At 64.4% G+C, this 14,919-nt stretch carries 15 protein-coding genes; 9 read left to right on the top strand and 6 right to left on the bottom strand.

Annotated elements, in window-relative coordinates; all coding sequences use genetic code 11:
- Nucleotides 1-31: 31 nt before the first annotated feature.
- Both mnmC2 and DL1_RS16125 read left to right on the top strand, forming a co-directional pair.
- Nucleotides 32-721, top strand: a complete 690-nt coding sequence (mnmC2, locus tag DL1_RS16130; RefSeq protein WP_038068269.1) for a tRNA (5-methylaminomethyl-2-thiouridine)(34)-methyltransferase MnmC2 — start codon at nt 32-34, stop codon at nt 719-721.
- Nucleotides 714-1,586: a DMT family transporter gene (locus DL1_RS16125; protein WP_038068267.1), complete on the top strand. Its 873-nt coding sequence runs from the start codon at nt 714-716 to the stop codon at nt 1,584-1,586. The genes mnmC2 and DL1_RS16125 overlap by 8 nt, the downstream gene beginning before the upstream one ends.
- 79 nt (nt 1,587-1,665) lie before the next feature.
- Here DL1_RS16125 and DL1_RS16120 read toward each other — a convergent pair whose 3' ends face one another.
- Nucleotides 1,666-3,612 carry a lytic transglycosylase domain-containing protein gene (locus DL1_RS16120; protein ID WP_051693627.1) on the bottom strand — a complete coding sequence of 649 codons (1,947 nt, stop codon included), beginning with the start codon at nt 3,610-3,612 and terminating at the stop codon, nt 1,666-1,668.
- 153 nt (nt 3,613-3,765) lie between these two features.
- Between DL1_RS16120 and dapA the strand changes: the two genes are divergently transcribed.
- Nucleotides 3,766-4,638, top strand: a complete 873-nt coding sequence (gene dapA / locus DL1_RS16115; RefSeq protein ID WP_038068266.1) for a 4-hydroxy-tetrahydrodipicolinate synthase — start codon at nt 3,766-3,768, stop codon at nt 4,636-4,638.
- 84 nt (nt 4,639-4,722) lie between these two features.
- Here dapA and DL1_RS16110 read toward each other — a convergent pair whose 3' ends face one another.
- Nucleotides 4,723-5,655 carry an ABC transporter ATP-binding protein gene (locus DL1_RS16110; RefSeq protein ID WP_038068265.1) on the bottom strand — a complete coding sequence of 311 codons (933 nt, stop codon included), beginning with the start codon at nt 5,653-5,655 and terminating at the stop codon, nt 4,723-4,725.
- Nucleotides 5,656-5,737: 82 nt separating this feature from the next.
- On the opposite strand from DL1_RS16110, the gene DL1_RS16105 reads away from it, so the two are divergent.
- The gene (locus DL1_RS16105) at nt 5,738-5,941 is read left to right on the top strand and encodes a zinc-finger domain-containing protein (RefSeq protein ID WP_038068264.1); all 204 of its coding nucleotides are present in this window, start codon (nt 5,738-5,740) and stop codon (nt 5,939-5,941) included.
- 70 nt (nt 5,942-6,011) lie between these two features.
- Here DL1_RS16105 and DL1_RS21905 read toward each other — a convergent pair whose 3' ends face one another.
- Nucleotides 6,012-6,173, bottom strand: coding sequence for a hypothetical protein (locus tag DL1_RS21905; protein ID WP_038068263.1), 162 nt, complete (start codon nt 6,171-6,173; stop codon nt 6,012-6,014).
- Between the two features lie 147 nt (nt 6,174-6,320).
- Here DL1_RS21905 and polA point away from each other — a divergent pair, with 147 nt between their 5' ends.
- Both polA and DL1_RS16090 read left to right on the top strand, forming a co-directional pair.
- Nucleotides 6,321-9,137 carry a DNA polymerase I gene (gene polA, locus DL1_RS16095; protein ID WP_038068262.1) on the top strand — a complete coding sequence of 939 codons (2,817 nt, stop codon included), beginning with the start codon at nt 6,321-6,323 and terminating at the stop codon, nt 9,135-9,137.
- A 156-nt stretch (nt 9,138-9,293) separates the two neighbouring features.
- A complete protein-coding gene (locus DL1_RS16090) occupies nt 9,294-10,205 on the top strand; it encodes a cation diffusion facilitator family transporter (protein WP_038068261.1) in 912 nt (303 codons plus the stop codon).
- A 26-nt stretch (nt 10,206-10,231) separates the two neighbouring features.
- On the opposite strand, the gene DL1_RS16085 is transcribed toward DL1_RS16090, so the two are convergent.
- Genes DL1_RS16085 through DL1_RS16075 form a run of 3 tightly spaced genes read right to left on the bottom strand, consistent with a single transcriptional unit; the run spans nt 10,232 to nt 12,402 of the window.
- Nucleotides 10,232-11,038, bottom strand: a complete 807-nt coding sequence (locus DL1_RS16085) for a hypothetical protein (protein WP_038068260.1) — start codon at nt 11,036-11,038, stop codon at nt 10,232-10,234.
- A gap of 11 nt (nt 11,039-11,049) precedes the next feature.
- Complete coding sequence (locus tag DL1_RS16080) at nt 11,050-11,808, bottom strand: hydroxypyruvate isomerase family protein (RefSeq protein ID WP_038068259.1); 759 nt, start codon at nt 11,806-11,808, stop codon at nt 11,050-11,052.
- Entirely contained in the window at nt 11,809-12,402 is a 594-nt protein-coding gene (locus DL1_RS16075) for a DUF1285 domain-containing protein (protein WP_038068258.1), read from the bottom strand. It lies immediately after the preceding gene.
- A gap of 72 nt (nt 12,403-12,474) precedes the next feature.
- Here DL1_RS16075 and DL1_RS16070 point away from each other — a divergent pair, with 72 nt between their 5' ends.
- The 3 genes from DL1_RS16070 to DL1_RS16060 all read left to right on the top strand — a co-directional run.
- Nucleotides 12,475-13,506: an AAA family ATPase gene (locus DL1_RS16070; protein ID WP_038068257.1), complete on the top strand. Its 1,032-nt coding sequence runs from the start codon at nt 12,475-12,477 to the stop codon at nt 13,504-13,506.
- Nucleotides 13,503-14,426, top strand: coding sequence for a DUF58 domain-containing protein (locus DL1_RS16065; RefSeq protein WP_051693626.1), 924 nt, complete (start codon nt 13,503-13,505; stop codon nt 14,424-14,426). The genes DL1_RS16070 and DL1_RS16065 overlap by 4 nt, the downstream gene beginning before the upstream one ends.
- Nucleotides 14,417-14,919 (top strand): BatA domain-containing protein (locus DL1_RS16060; RefSeq protein WP_038068256.1); only part of this gene is annotated, 503 nt, incomplete at its 3' end. The genes DL1_RS16065 and DL1_RS16060, both read left to right, overlap by 10 nt.

Raw genomic sequence — 14,919 nt, 5'->3', positions numbered from 1 at the left:
AATGGTCCGTGGTCACAACCGGATACCCCCGATGCGCCAGCCTGACCAGAGCCCGACCCCCGATAGTGCCGCCAATCTCGAGTGGCGCGACGGCGGCGTGCCGGTTTCGCGCCGCTTCGACGATCCGTATTTCTCACTGGGCGGCGGACTGGATGAGACCCGCCACGTGTTCCTGTCGGGCAATGAACTGCCCGCGCGGCTGGTGCCGGGCTTTCATGTGGCCGAGTTGGGCTTTGGCACCGGGTTGAACCTGCTGGCGCTGCGGTTGATCTGCCCGGACGATCTGCCGATCCGCTTCACCTCGTTCGAGGCCTATCCGATGCACGGCGCGGAGATCGCCCGCGCGCTTGCAACCTTCCCCGAGCTGCAGCCCGTGGCCGCCCCCTTCCTTTCGGTGTGGCAATCCGGCGCGCGCACCTTTCAGCTCGGCCCGATCGCGGTCGAGGTGATCGAGGGCGATGCGCGCGAAACCCTGCCTGCATGGCCGGGCCGGGCCGATGCGTGGTTTCTCGACGGCTTCTCTCCGGCGAAAAACCCCGAGCTTTGGGGCGAGGCGCTGCTGGCGCAGGTGGGCGTTCACACCGCGCCGGGCGGAACCTGCGCGACCTATACGGCTGCGGGCTTCGTGCGCCGTGGCTTGAGCGCCGCAGGCTTCGATGTCACCCGCGCTCCGGGCTTCGGCCATAAGCGGCATATGTCGAAAGGCAGCAAAAATGGTTGAGCAAAGCAATCGCCGGGGCATCTTCTTGATGATCATGGTGACTTTCATCTTCGCGATGCAGGACGGTATCTCGCGGCATCTGGCCGATACGTACAACGTCTATATGGCGCTGATGGTGCGGTTCTGGTTCTTCGCGGGCTTTGTGCTGGTGATTGCCGCGCGCAGCCCCGGCGGCATCGCGCGGGCCGCGCGCTCGGGGCTGCCATGGGCGCAGCTCATCCGCTCGGTCGTGCTGATCGTCGAGGTGATCGTGATGGTGCAGGCCTTCGTCCATCTGGGCCTCGTGCATAGCCACGCGGTCTTTGCCTGCTATCCGCTTCTGGTGGCTGCGCTTTCGGGGCCGGTGCTGGGCGAGAAGGTCGGCTGGCGCCGCATCGTGGCCATCGCAATCGGCTTTCTGGGCGTTCTGATCATCTTGCAGCCCGGGGTGGGCGTGTTCTCGCCCTACGCGCTGATCCCGCTGGCAGCCGCGCTGCTCTTTGCACTTTATTCCCTGATGACGCGCTATGTGGGAAGGGTCGATCCGGCCTCGGTGTCGTTTTTCTACACCGGGATCGTGGGCGCGCTCGTCGTCACGGCGGTCGGGATATGGCACTGGGAAAACATGACGCCCGGCGACTGGGCGTGGATGGCCGTGCTCTGCTGCACGGCGGCGACCGGGCATTTTCTGCTGATCAAAGCCTATGAGGTGGCCGAGGCCTCCGCGATCCAGCCCTTCGCCTATCTCCAACTCGTCTTCGCCGCGACGCTGGGGGTCGTGATCTTCCACGAACCGCTCGAGCTGAATGTGGTGATCGGCGCCGCCGTCGTGGTCTGCGCGGGGCTCTTCACGCTGTGGCGTGCGAAAGTTGCAGCCGAAAGCTGAGCCGCCTTCGAATTCGCAAAAATATCCCGGGGTGAGGCGCGCCTGCGCGCCGGAGGGGCAGCGCCCCTCTCCCCAAGGATCAGTCGGCGCGACCGCGCAGGATATCGGTGAACCGGACTTCCTCCTGATGCAGGCGCGCGCGGTAGGGCGGGATCGCCTCGGAGACCCGCATCACATAGTTGCGGGTCTCGTGGAACGGGATCATCTCGACCCAGTCGATCACATCGACCGTGCCGATACGCGGATCGCCCTGCTCCTCGATCCAGCGCCGCGAGCGTCCGGGACCGGCATTGTAGCCCGCCGCTACGAGCACCACCGAATTGTCGAAATCCTCGCGCAGTTCGGCCAGATAGGCGCCGCCCAACTGCAGGTTATAGGTCGGATCGGCGGTCAGCCGGTCATGCGAATAGCCCATCCCGGCTTTGCGCGCCATCATCTTGGCAGTGCCGGGCATCAGTTGCATCAGGCCCTGTGCGCCGACGCTGCTCGCGACCCCGGGGCTGAACTGGCTTTCGCGCCGCGCCACGGCCAGCACGAGCGCTTCGGGCACGCCCAGATCGTGGCTGGTGAGCGGCGGGATCGGCCAGAGCGCCTGCGGGATCGTCTCGCCCTTGGCATCGGCCCGTTTGCCGATTACGAGCGCAAGATAGTCATCCTTGCGCTCCAGCGCATATTGCGACAGCGCGCCGAAATTGCCCGGCCCGAGGCTTTCTTCGAGATGCAGGATGAAACGGGCGGCCAGTTCGCGCTCATCGGCTTCATAAAGCAGTTCGGCTGCCTGAAAGACCGAGCTGTGGCGGAATTTATACTCGTGCCAATTCGGCAAGCTCACGCCGCTGCGATAGACGGCGGGCAGGCCGCGCCCCAACCGTTCCGCCGAGAGCAATCCGTAATAAGCAGTCTGCTCGCCCGCGCCGCGGGTCCAAGCCGCCTGTGCCTTGGCGCTTTGGCCCAGCACCTCGTAGGCGCGGCCCTGCCAGTAATGGGCGCGCGCCGACGAGATCGGCCCGTCGACCGCCTGTTCGAGCGCTTGAAAATGGCGCAGCGCGGTGGTGGGATCGCCGAGTTTGAGGGCGGCATATCCCGACACCCATTCGAGATCGGCGAAATCCGCGCCGCCGGGGGTCAACCTATGCGATGCGGCAAGCTGATAGGCGCGCTTGGTATTGCCGTTGCGCAGATCCCAGCGCGCTTGATAGCCGCGCAGGCGGGCCCAAAGCGCGGGGTCCTCAAGATCGGCGGCAGAATCGGAGCGCTCGAGGATCAACTCGGCTGCGCCATCTTCCAGCCCCGCCCGCCAGCGCCACCAAGCCCGGTCGCGCGCAAGCCCGGCTGAGCGCTGCACCATGTAATCGGGCACGGCCGCAACGAGCGCATCGACACCGTCGGCGCGGGCCTGAAGCGCGATGCGGGCCTCTGCGACCGCGCGGGTGCCAGAGCTTACAAGGCTCAGCATCTGGCGGGCCTGTGTCAGCTCGCCCCGGTCGAGCATGTTTTGCATCCGTCCGCCGGAATTGCCCGCGATCAGCGTGGGATAGGTCTGCACGAACTGGGCTTGCTCATCGGCGCTCATCGCGAGATTGCGCCAAGCAGTCCGCGCAACATCCGAGGCCGCCGATTTCTGGCCAAGCGCGAGATGCGCCGCGATCAGCGCCAGCGCCCCGGTGCCGGTCTGGGGCGCGCCGAGTTGGAAATAGCGGATCACTTCTCCCGGAGGAATGCCATCGAGCGTGTCCTCGCCCTTGCGGCGCAGCAGCGCCATGCCCGGCCAGTCGGCACGGCGGGTGGCGAAGTCGAGATAGTCGGCGAATGTGCCTTCGCCCGCGCGCAGCCGGTTCCATTCCACGATGTCGAAACCAAGCGGTCCGGCGCGGCGGGCTTCGGCCCGGGCCGTGTCCCAATCGCCGCTATTGCCCTTGGAGAGCGCCTGAGCCAGTGCGCTCGAGGCGTAGGCCTTCAGCGTGGCTGCGGGGATCAGGGCTGTGGTCGCGGCGAGGGTCGTCAGGAACTGACGTCGGTTCATCATGGCTGCTCGGTTTGCGGGGTTTCCCTTTTGCAACGCCTCGCATAGCTGGCGATGATTCACAAGTTGGCAAGCGCGCGCGGAGGGCCTATAACCCGGCCGATTTCCGCCGGAACCCAATGATCCCGGCGACCAACCAGAAACAAGGAGCGTGTCATGTTCACAGGGTCTCTTCCCGCACTGGTCACGCCGTTCAAGGACGGCGCGCTGGATCTGGACGCGCTCAAGAAGCTGGTCGAATGGCATATCGAGCAAGGCAGTCACGGCCTTGTGCCCGTGGGCACGACGGGCGAAAGCCCTACCGTCAGCCATGAAGAGCACATGATTGTCATCACCGAAGTGGTGAAGGCTGCAAAAGGTCGCATTCCGGTGATCGCTGGTGCGGGCTCGAACTCGACCTCTGAAGGGGTCGAGCTGATTCAGCATGCCGCCAAGACCGGGGCCGATGCCGCGCTTGTCGTGACGCCCTATTACAACAAGCCCACGCAGCGCGGGATTGTCGCCCATTTTACGGCGATGCACGATGCCTGCGATCTGCCGATCATCATCTACAATATTCCCGGTCGCTCGGTCATCGACATGGCGCCCGAGACGATGGGAGAGCTGGCCCGCCTGCCGCGCATCATTGGCGTGAAGGACGCGACCGGCAAGATCGAGCGCGTCTCGATGCAGCGCATGACCTGCGGTGCCGATTTCATCCAGCTGTCGGGCGAGGATGCCACGGCGCTTGGCTTCAACGCCCATGGTGGCGTCGGCTGCATCTCGGTCACAGCCAATGTCGCGCCCAAGCTATGCGCGCAGTTCCAAGAGGCGATGCTGGCAGGCGATTACGCCCGCGCGCTGGAATTCCAGGACAAGCTGATGCCGCTGCATATGGCGATTTTCCTTGAGCCGGGCGTGGCAGGCGCGAAATACGGGATGTCGAAACTTGGGCTGATCTCGCCCGAGGTGCGGCTGCCGCTGACCGAACTGCTCGACGGCACCAAGGCTGCGATTGACGCGGCGATGGTCCATGCGGGCCTGATCTGAACCACCACATCTGAACGAAGAAGCCCCGGATCGCGCGATCCTGGGCTTTTTTCTAGGCGTGTCAGGCGGCGCGCGCACCCAGACCTATTGGTTCGAGGTGAGCGAGACGAAGACCTCTTCAAGCCCCGGCTGCTCGGTCGCGAAATCGCGAATCTCGATCCCGGCATCGCGCAGCGCCAGCAAGATGTCCTCCGGCCCGGTCTGCGCGCGCGAATAGCTGAAGGCCAACCTGCCGCCCGAGCGGGTTTCCTGCGTCACGCCCTCGGGCAGACGGATCTCGGCGCTGGGCGTGGCGCGCGGCTCCACCACCAAAGTCTTGCGGTCCATCCGCCCCAGCAGCTTTGCCGTGGTGTCGCGCACGATCAGCTTGCCATGGTTGATGATCGCGATCTCGTCGCACATTTCTTCGGCTTCTTCGAGGTAATGCGTGGTCAGGATGATCGTCATGCCCTGCTCGTTGAGCTTGCGCACATTGCGCCACAGCATCGCGCGCAGCTCGATATCGACGCCCGCCGTCGGCTCGTCCAGCACGAGGATCTGCGGTTTGTGCACCAGCGCCTTGGCGAGCAACAGCCGCCGCTTCATCCCGCCCGACAGACCGCGCGCATGGGCCTCGGCCTTGTCCGAGAGGCCCACAAGCTCAAGGATCTCGTCGGTCCAGCGTTCGGATTTCGGCACGCCGTAAAGCCCCGCCTGCGTCTCGAGCGCGGCGCGCGGCGTGAAGAACGGGTCCATGTTGATCTCTTGCGGCATGACCCCGATGGCGGCCCGGCTCTGGCGCGGGTTCACATCCTGATCAAAGCCCCAGATCACGACTTGGCCTTCGGTCTTCTTCACCAAGCCGGCCAGAATATTGATAAGGGTCGATTTGCCCGCGCCGTTCGGCCCCAAAAGCCCAAAGATCGAGCCTGCCGGGATCGACAGATCCAGCCCCTTGATCGCCTCTTTCGATTCTTGCTTCTTGCTGCCTGCATAGACCTTGCGCAGACCTTTGACTTCGATTGCCTGTTGTTCCAACTTGCCCCGCCTTTCGCGATTGCTAGAATGGCACCCAAGCGATGGGCGCGTCCCTTTGCGCCCTTATATAGACGGAGCCGCCATGACTGCCACCAATTCGCCTGCGCCCGACGCCCCGGAAACCGAAGTCGTCACCCATTGGAAGATTGCCTGCGATGGCGGAGAGGGGGCTTTGGGCCATCCCCGCGTCTGGCTGTCGATCCCGCGCGACACGGGTTTCGTCGAATGCGGCTATTGCGACAAGAAATATGTGATCGACCGCGACAACGCGCATGACGATCACTGAGCCAGGCTCGAAGGGCTAGCTGAACTGTAGTTTGAAGGCGGCCTCGTGGGGCCGCCTTTCTTGCACGCGCTTAGTCTTTCTTCGCGGCGGCTGCGGCCTTCATGCGGGCCAGCAGCTCGGCCTTGGGCGCGGCTTTGCCATAGGGGTTCTTATCGGTGCCCTTGGCGTTGTGCTCGGTATGGGCAGGGGCGTTTTTCGACTGTTTCGCGCCGCCTGATTTGGAATAATCCATTGTTTGATCCTTTTCGGAATACCTGCGCTCTCAAATGGGGTATCGCCGCGCCGCGCGCAAGCGTCGCATGAGGCCGGGATCGAGGGATGGCACTGCGCGGCGCGCTGTGGCACAACCAAACCACACGCGCGAAGGAGGGCCTCGGGAATGGCATTCGGCAAAGGTTGTCACCTGCATCTGATCGACGGATCGGCCTTCATTTTCAGGGCCTATCACGCCCTGCCGCCGCTGACGCGCAAATCCGACGGGCTTCCGATCGGTGCGGTCGCTGGGTTCTGCAACATGCTGTGGAAATATATCGAGGATGCCAAAGGGGCGGATGCGCCGACCCATGCGGCGGTGATCTTCGATAAGGGCAGCCACACGTTCCGCAACGATCTCTATGATCTCTACAAGGCCAATCGCGATGAGATGCCGGCCGATCTGCGCCCGCAGATGCCGCTGACCCGCGAGGCCACGCGCGCCTTCAATATCGCCTGCGAAGAGCAAGAGGGCTATGAGGCCGATGACATGATCGCAACGCTGGCGCGGCAGGCCCGCGAGGCGGGCGGACGTGTCACGATCATCTCCTCGGACAAGGATCTGATGCAATTGGTGGGCGGCGGCGTCGAGATGTTCGACGCGATGAAGAACAAGGTGATCGGACCCGAAGAGGTCGAGGCCAAGTTCGGCGTGGGCCCCGACCGGGTGATCGATGTGCAGGCGCTGGCGGGCGATTCGGTCGACAACATTCCCGGCGCGCCGGGGATCGGCGTGAAAACGGCGGCGCTCTTGATCAACGAGTTTGGCGATCTTGAGACGCTGCTGGCGCGCGCCGAGGAGATCAAGCAGCCCAAACGCCGCCAGACCCTGATCGACAATGCCGACCAGATTCGGCTGTCGAAAAAGCTCGTGACGCTCGATCCTGAGACGCCGCTCAGCTTCACGCTCGACGATCTTGAGATCCGCGAGCCTCATGTTGAAACCCTTCTGGGCTTTCTCAACGCCATGGAGTTTCGCACTCTCACCCGCCGCGTGGCCGAGAAATTCGACGCAGAGCCGCCGCCCGCGCCCGAGCTGGCCGCCCCCGAGGCAGCCCCGCTCGCCGAGCCGGACGAGCCCGCGCCCTCGCCGGATGACTATGTCTGCATCCGCGATGCGGACATGTTGCGCCAATGGCTCGATCAGGCGCGGGCGCGCGGCTGGGTCGCCGTCGATACCGAGACCACCTCGCTGGACGAGATGCGCGCCGAGTTGGTGGGCGTGTCCTTGTGCATCGAGCCGGGGCAGGCGGCCTATCTGCCGCTGGGCCATACGACGGGCGATGGCGATCTCTTTGGCGGTGCCGAGCGCGCCGAGGGACAGATGGATCTCAAGACCGCGCTGTCTCTGCTCAAACCCGTGCTTGAGGATCCCGCGATCCTGAAAATCGGTCAGAACATGAAATACGATTTCAAGATCTTCGCCCGCCATGGCATCCGCGTCGGCCCGATCGAAGACACGATGCTGATGAGCTACGCGATGTTCTCGGGCCTGCACAATCACGGCATGGATACGCTCTCGGATCGCTATCTCGGCCATCAGCCGATCCCGATCAAAGAGCTGATCGGTTCGGGCAAATCGCAGGTCACATTCGACAAAGTCGCCATCGACAAGGCCACGCGCTACGCCGCCGAGGATGCCGATATTACGCTGCGGCTCTGGCGGCGCTTCAAGCCGCGCCTGCACCGCGAGGCCGCGACCACGATCTATGAGACCGAAGAGCGCCCGCTGATCCCGGTGCTGGCTGATATGGAGATGGCGGGGGTGCGCGTCGATGCGCAGGTGCTCTCGCGGATGTCCAACGCCTTCGCGCAGAAAATGGCAGGTCTCGAAGAAGAGATCGCGCAGGTGGCGGGAACGCCTTTCAACGTGGGCTCCCCCAAGCAATTGGGCGAGATCCTGTTTGACCAGATGGGCGTCGAAGGCGGCAAGAAGGGCAAGACCGGGGCCTACGGCACCGGCGCCGACGTGCTCGAAGACGTCGCCACGCTGGAGGACGTGAACCCGGGCGCTGCGAAACTGGCCTCGCTCGTGCTCGACTGGCGGCAGATCTCCAAGTTGAAATCGACCTATACGGATGCGCTGCAAACCCATGTGCATCCCGAGACAGGCCGCGTTCACACCTCCTATTCGATCGCGGGGGCCAATACAGGGCGTCTGGCCTCGACCGATCCGAACCTGCAAAATATCCCCGTGCGCTCCGAAGAGGGCAGGCGCATTCGCGAGGCCTTCGTGGCGGGGCCGGGGATGACGATTGTGAGCCTCGACTACTCCCAGATCGAGCTGCGGATTCTGGCGCATGTCGCCGACCTTCCCGAGATGAAAGCGGCGTTCCGCGATGGGCTGGACATTCACGCCGCCACTGCCTCGGAGATGTTCGACGTGCCGCTCGATCAGATGACCTCGGAAATCCGTCGGCAGGCCAAGGCGATCAATTTCGGTGTGATCTACGGCATTTCCGGCTTTGGTCTGGCCCGCAACCTGCGCATTCCGCGCAAAGAGGCCCAAGGCTTCATCGACCGCTATTTCGAGCGCTTCCCGGGCATCCGCACCTATATGGATGACACGGTGGCCTTCGCCAAAGAACATAAATATGTCGAAACGCTCTTTGGGCGGCGCATCCACACGCCCGAAATTGCCGCCAAAGGCCCGGCTGCGGGATTTGCCAAACGCGCCGCGATCAACGCGCCGATCCAAGGAGCGGCTGCCGATATCATCCGCCGTGCGATGATCCGCATGCCTGCCGCCATCAAGGATCTGCCCGCCAAAATGCTATTGCAGGTGCATGACGAACTGATCTTCGAGGTCGAACAGGGCAAGGCCGAGGCACTGATCGCGGCGGCCCGCAGCGTCATGGAAGGGGCGGCGGAGCCGGTGATGAAACTCTCCGTGCCTTTGGTCGTTGATGCCGGGCAGGGCGCAAGCTGGGCCGAGGCGCATTGATCTCATTTCTCTGCGCTGCGGTTACGGTGGATGCCTCCGGCGGGGATATTTAAGGCAAAGTCGAAATCAGGGTGTGGCTTCGAATTCGTCTTAAATATCCCCCGCGGAGCGTCCGACGGCTGATCCTGCATTAAACTGGAAAGGAAGGCGCACCCGGTGCCACATGATCATCACCACCATCATCATCATGTCGACCCGAACGCGGGCGATGCCAAGGTTCTCTTCGCCGTTGCGGTGAATGTGCTCCTGACCGTCGCGCAGATTGGCGGCGGGGCCATCGCAGGATCGGTCGCGCTGGTGGCTGATGGAGTGCATAATTTCTCGGATGCGGCGGCGCTGGTGCTGGCCTTCGGCGCACGCAGGCTGGCGCGGCGCGGGGCCGATGCGGCGATGAGCTTTGGCTGGGCGCGCGCCGAAATCGTCGCGGCCTTTGTCAATTATATCGCGCTGATCCTGATTTCGATCTGGCTGGTTGTCGAGGCCTTGGGGCGGATGATCGATCCGCCGCAGGTGGATGGCTGGATCGTGGTTTGGCTGGCTGGTCTGGCGCTGATTGTCGATCTCGGCACGGCGGCGTTGACCTATGCGCTCTCCAAGCACAGTCTCAATATCCGCGCGGCCTTCTTGCACAATCTCGCGGATGCGGGCGCCTCGGTGGCGGTGATTGTCGGCGGCGCGGTGATCTTGCTCTATGACTGGCGGCTGATCGATCCGCTGCTCACGATCGGGATTTCGGCCTTCATCCTTTGGCATGTCTGGGGCGATATGAAGCCGGTTCTGCGCATTTTGATGCTGGGCGCCCCACCTGAAGCTGACAGCACCGAAGTTCGCGCGGCGCTGTCCGAGATCGCGGGGGTGAAGGGCGTCCATCACGTGCATCTGTGGCAGATCGACGAGCGCCGGGTCTCGGTCGAGGCGCATCTGGTGCTGGCGGCGGATGCGCCCTACGCGCCGGTTATCGCGCGGGCCAAGGCGATGCTGGCTGCGCGCTTTGACATTCATCACGCGACGCTGGAGCCAGAAACAGCGCAGTTGGGCTGCGCCGATCCGCCGGCTCATGCCGATTGAGCTACCCGCTCAGGCGGCCGCTTCGTTCACTCGCGCCAGGCCTGTTCGACCCAGGGCGTGGGCTTGGTGTAATGGCGCAGGTAGCGCCAGGCCGAGCCCTCTGAGGGATCGCGTTTGGAGACGCCACGCAGATGCTCGCCGACGCTCCAGCCTTCGCGCCCCACCCATCCGCCATCGATGGCCACTTGCGGATGCACGCCGCCCGGGAAGATCACCACGCGGGCATCGCGCCCGGGGCTTGCCTCGCGGATCAGATTGAACGGGAAGACCGGCAGGCATTGATAGCGGAAATGCCGGATCCAGCGGCGCGGGAACAGATCGATTCCGCCCGGAGCCATCTGGGTGACGAAGCGCTGTTCGAAAACATATTTCTCTGAAATTCCGATCGGATCGGCGCAAAAGGCCTTCTGAAGCGGTACCAGCTTGCCGACCGGGAAGCGGAAGATCGAGGTTTGTCCAATGCGTTCAAACGGTTTGGCGGCGTTATGCGACAAGATGACCTGATCGGGATCGCCATAGGTGAACAGATCGTCGAGTGAGCCGGTCACGACGACATCAAGGTCGAGAAACAGGACATTGCCCGTCAGCGTGCCTAGCTTTGGCCCCCAGAGCCGCGATTTGGGCCATTTGCCACGCCGTGTTTTCGGAATCTCGATCGGCATCTCGGGCAGCGGCTGGCAGTCGATATCGGGATGCACGCCCGTGTCGTTGTCGGTGAAGCAGGTGAAAGTGAAGGGCGGCGTGATGTTGCGCGCAACCATCGCATAGAGGCGATTGATGAAAGGGGGGCCATATTTCGTGCCCCAATTGATGCAGATAACTTGTTTGAGCATACCCGCCCCCTTTAACTTGCGCCGCCGCGCCAGCCGAGCGTGTCCGGCGTGGCGCCGTTCGGCGAATACTCTGCGCTGACATAGCCTGCATATCCCTGCGCGTCGAGGGCGGCGAAAAACGCGGGCAGGTCGATCTCGCCGCTGCCCGGTGCGCCACGTCCGGGCGCGTCGGCAAATTGCACATGGCGTGTGAGCTGTCCGTGCTTGGCCCAGAGCGCGGGCAGATCGCCGCTGAGAAGATGGGCATGATAGGCGTCGAATTGCAGCCCCAGATTGGGCGCGCCCACAGCCGCGATGATCTCGCCCGCCAGATCGAAATCATTCAGGAAGTAGCCCGGCATGTCGATCTTGTTGAGCGGCTCGATTGTGAAGGATTGCTTGGGTTTGCGCGCGCAGGCCCATTTGAGGTTTTCGATGAAGGTCTGACGCGCGGCAGCCCCCTCGGCCTTGCCTGCCATGATATGGATATGGCGCGGCCCCAGCAGATCGGCAAAACGCATCGCGCGGTCGAAATCGCGCTGGAACCGCTCTTCGAGGCCGGGCACGGCGGCAAAGCCGCGATTGCCGCCCGTCCAGTTCGGCGGCGGGATATTCATCAGCGCGAGGCTCAGCCCGTGACGGATCAACTGATGGCGCATCTCTTGCGCCGAGAACTCGTAGGGAAACAACACCTCGACCGTGTCGAACCCGGCGGCGCTTGCCGCGGCAAAGCGGTCCATGAAGGGCAACTCGGTGAATAGGAAGGTCAGGTTGGCGGCGAAATGCGGCACTTACAGCTCCGAGACAGGCGCGATCGGGAAGAACTGACCCGATGAGAGAACGCCAAGCCAGTCCTCCCCTTTATGCGGGCGTTCGACCGCCAGATCCACCAGCCGGTAGAAACTTTTGCGGTCGATCCGCGCCTCGAGCTCGCGGCGCACATGCAGATAGGGGCGGGGCGTGCCATCGGCGCTGCGCTCGACCCGGATCGCGTGATCGGCATCGGCCACGACCTGATCGCCGACATTGGTCTCAAAGCGCAGCACCTGCGCCTCGCCCGTGTCCTGCGCGTCGAAATCCACCGCCACGAAAGGTGCGTCCTGCACCCGGATGCCGACTTTTTCGACGGGCGTGACGAGGAAATAGGCGTCGCCTTCCTTCTTCAGGATTGAGGCAAAGAGCCGCACCAGCGCGGGCCGCCCGATCGGGGTGCCAAGGTAGAACCATGACCCGTCGGTGCGGATTTCCATATCGAGATCGCCGCAGAAGGGCGGATCCCACAGATGCACCGGCGGCGGCCCCTTGCGCGCGGCGCGCCGCGCGGCATCGGCCAGCCCGTCGGCGGAGGGGGCATTGGCGGAAACTGTCTCTTTGTGATGGGTCATGCGAGTTTTGCCGTTTCTTGGGGCCCGGATATCTGTTTGACTGTAGAGATAAGGATCCTTTGGGAGAATGTCATGGCCGAGCCCGAGAAACTGATGGAAGATATCGAGCGTCTTGGCGCCAAGCTGGCACAGGCTCGCGCCTCGATCGACAAGCGATTCATCGGTCAGGACCGCGTGGTAGAGCTGGTTTTGGCGGCGATGCTGTCAGGGGGGCACGCGCTTTTGGTGGGCTTGCCGGGTCTCGGCAAGACGCTTCTGGTCGAGACATTGTCGACGGTGATGGGGCTGGGCTCGAATCGGATCCAGTTCACGCCCGATCTTATGCCTGCTGATATTTTGGGCTCGGAGGTGCTGGAGACTGCACCCGATGGCAGCCGCGCCTTCCGGTTTCTCGAAGGGCCGATATTTTGCCAGCTTCTGATGGCCGATGAGATCAACCGCGCCAGCCCGCGCACCCAGTCGGCGCTGCTGCAGGCGATGCAGGAGCGCGCGGTCACGATTGCGGGCCAGCACCGTCCGCTGGGCCCGCCCTTCCACGTGCTGGCCACGCAAAACCCGATTGAGCAGGAGGGCACTTATCCGCTGCCCGAAGCGCAGCTTGACCGGTTCCTCGTGCAGGTCGATGTCGAATATCCCGACCGTGACACCGAGAAATCCATCCTTCTGGCCACCACGGGCATGCTGGCCGAGACCGCGCATGCGGTCTTCACCCCCGCCGAGCTGATCGAGGCGCAGGGCATCGTGCGTCAGATGCCAGTGGGTGAGAAAGTCGTCGACGCGATCCTCGATCTCGTGCGGGCGTGCCGTCCCAATGAGCCCGAAGCCTCTGCGCTTGCGCGCGATGCGCTGGCTTGGGGACCGGGGCCGCGTGCGGCGCAGGCGCTGATGCTCACAGTGCGGGCTCGGGCGTTGATCAACGGGCGGCTGGCGCCGACCCTTGAGGATGTGCAGGCCATGGCGCGCCCGGTGCTGGTCCACCGCATGGCGCTGAGCTTTGCGGCGCGGGCACGGGGCGAGACGCTCGATGCGCTGATCGCGGCTGTGCTGGCCGAGGTGACCGAGACCGGGACCCGCAAATCCGGGGCGAAAGGGGCCGCCGCTTGAACACGCCTGCCCCCGATAGGTTCGCGCAGGCTCTTGGACTGCGCCGCGAGGCCGAGGGGGCAGCCGCGGCGCTTCCGGCCTTGCTGGTCGCAGCCGAGCAATTGGCAGCGACCGTCCAGATGGGGACGCATGGCCGAAAACGGCCCGGCACGGGCGAGGAATTCTGGCAATACCGTCCCGCCCATGCAGGCGATGAGGCGCGTTTCGTCGATTGGCGCCGCTCGGCCCGGTCGGACACGCAATATGTGCGTGACCGCGAGTGGCAATTGGCGCAATCGGTGCATCTTTGGGTCGATGACGCGGCCTCGATGCAGTTCACCGGGGCCGAGAGCGGGCGTCATGCGCGGGTGTCGAAATCCGAGCGCGCCCGGGTGCTGGCACTCGCGCTGGCCGTGCTGATGATCCGGGGCGGCGAGCGGGTCGGGCTGACGGGCCAAGACGCTCCGCCGCGTCCGGGCCGGGCGCAGTTGATGAGCCTCGCCGCGTTGCTGTCGCAAAACGAGGCCACGCGCGGCGATTACGGCACCCCCGAGGTGGCGGGCGTCTCGGCGCAATCGCGCGCGGTCTTCCTGTCGGATTTTCTGGGCGATCTGGAACAGGTGGAGCGGGCCTTGGGCCAGCTTGCCGATCGCGGCGTGAGCGGCGTGATGGTGCAGGTGCTCGATCCTGACGAAGAGGCCTTTCCCTATGACGGGCGCACGATCTTCCAGTCGATGTCGGGCAAACTGATCCACGAGACCCGCAAGGCGGGCGATCTGCGCACGCGCTATCTGGAGCGTCTGGCGGCGCGGCGCGATCAGCTTTCGCGGCTGGCGCAGGGCGCGGGCTGGCAATTCTCGACCCATCACACCGGCGATCCTGCGCAGGTCGCCTTGTTGTGGCTCTATTCCGCATTGGGGCGGGGGGCTGCATGGGCATGATCGGTCCGATTGGCTTCACCGCGCCTTGGCTTTTGCTGGGGCTGCTGGCGCTGCCGCTTTTGTGGCTGCTGCTGCGCGCCGTGCCGCCCGCCCCGATCCGGCGGCGCTTTCCGGGCGTGGCGCTGCTGCTGGGGTTGAAAGATGCCGAGGTCGAGGCCGCGCGCACGCCGTGGTGGCTTTTGCTGCTGCGCCTGCTGGCGCTGGCCGCCGCGATCATCGGCTTTGCCGGTCCGGTGCTGAACCCGCAACAGGCGCAGACCGGAACCGGGCCGCTTTTGATCGTGACGGATGCAAGCTGGGCCTCGGCCCGCAATTGGCCGCGTCAGATCACGCGGATGGAGCGCGCGCTGAATGCGGCGGAGCAATCGGGGCGGCGGGTGGCGCTGATCTCGCTGAGCGATCCGCCCGCGCAGGCCGCCGAGTTCACCGATGCGCAAAGCCTGTTGCAAAGCCTGCCCGGGCTTGCGCCCGAGCCGTGGCAGCCTGCGGCCTT

Origin of the sequence: Thioclava dalianensis, from assembly GCF_000715505.1 — a bacterium.
In the GTDB taxonomy this organism is placed as follows: Bacteria; Pseudomonadota; Alphaproteobacteria; order Rhodobacterales; family Rhodobacteraceae; genus Thioclava; species Thioclava dalianensis.
This window is presented reverse-complemented; position numbering and strand designations above follow the sequence as displayed.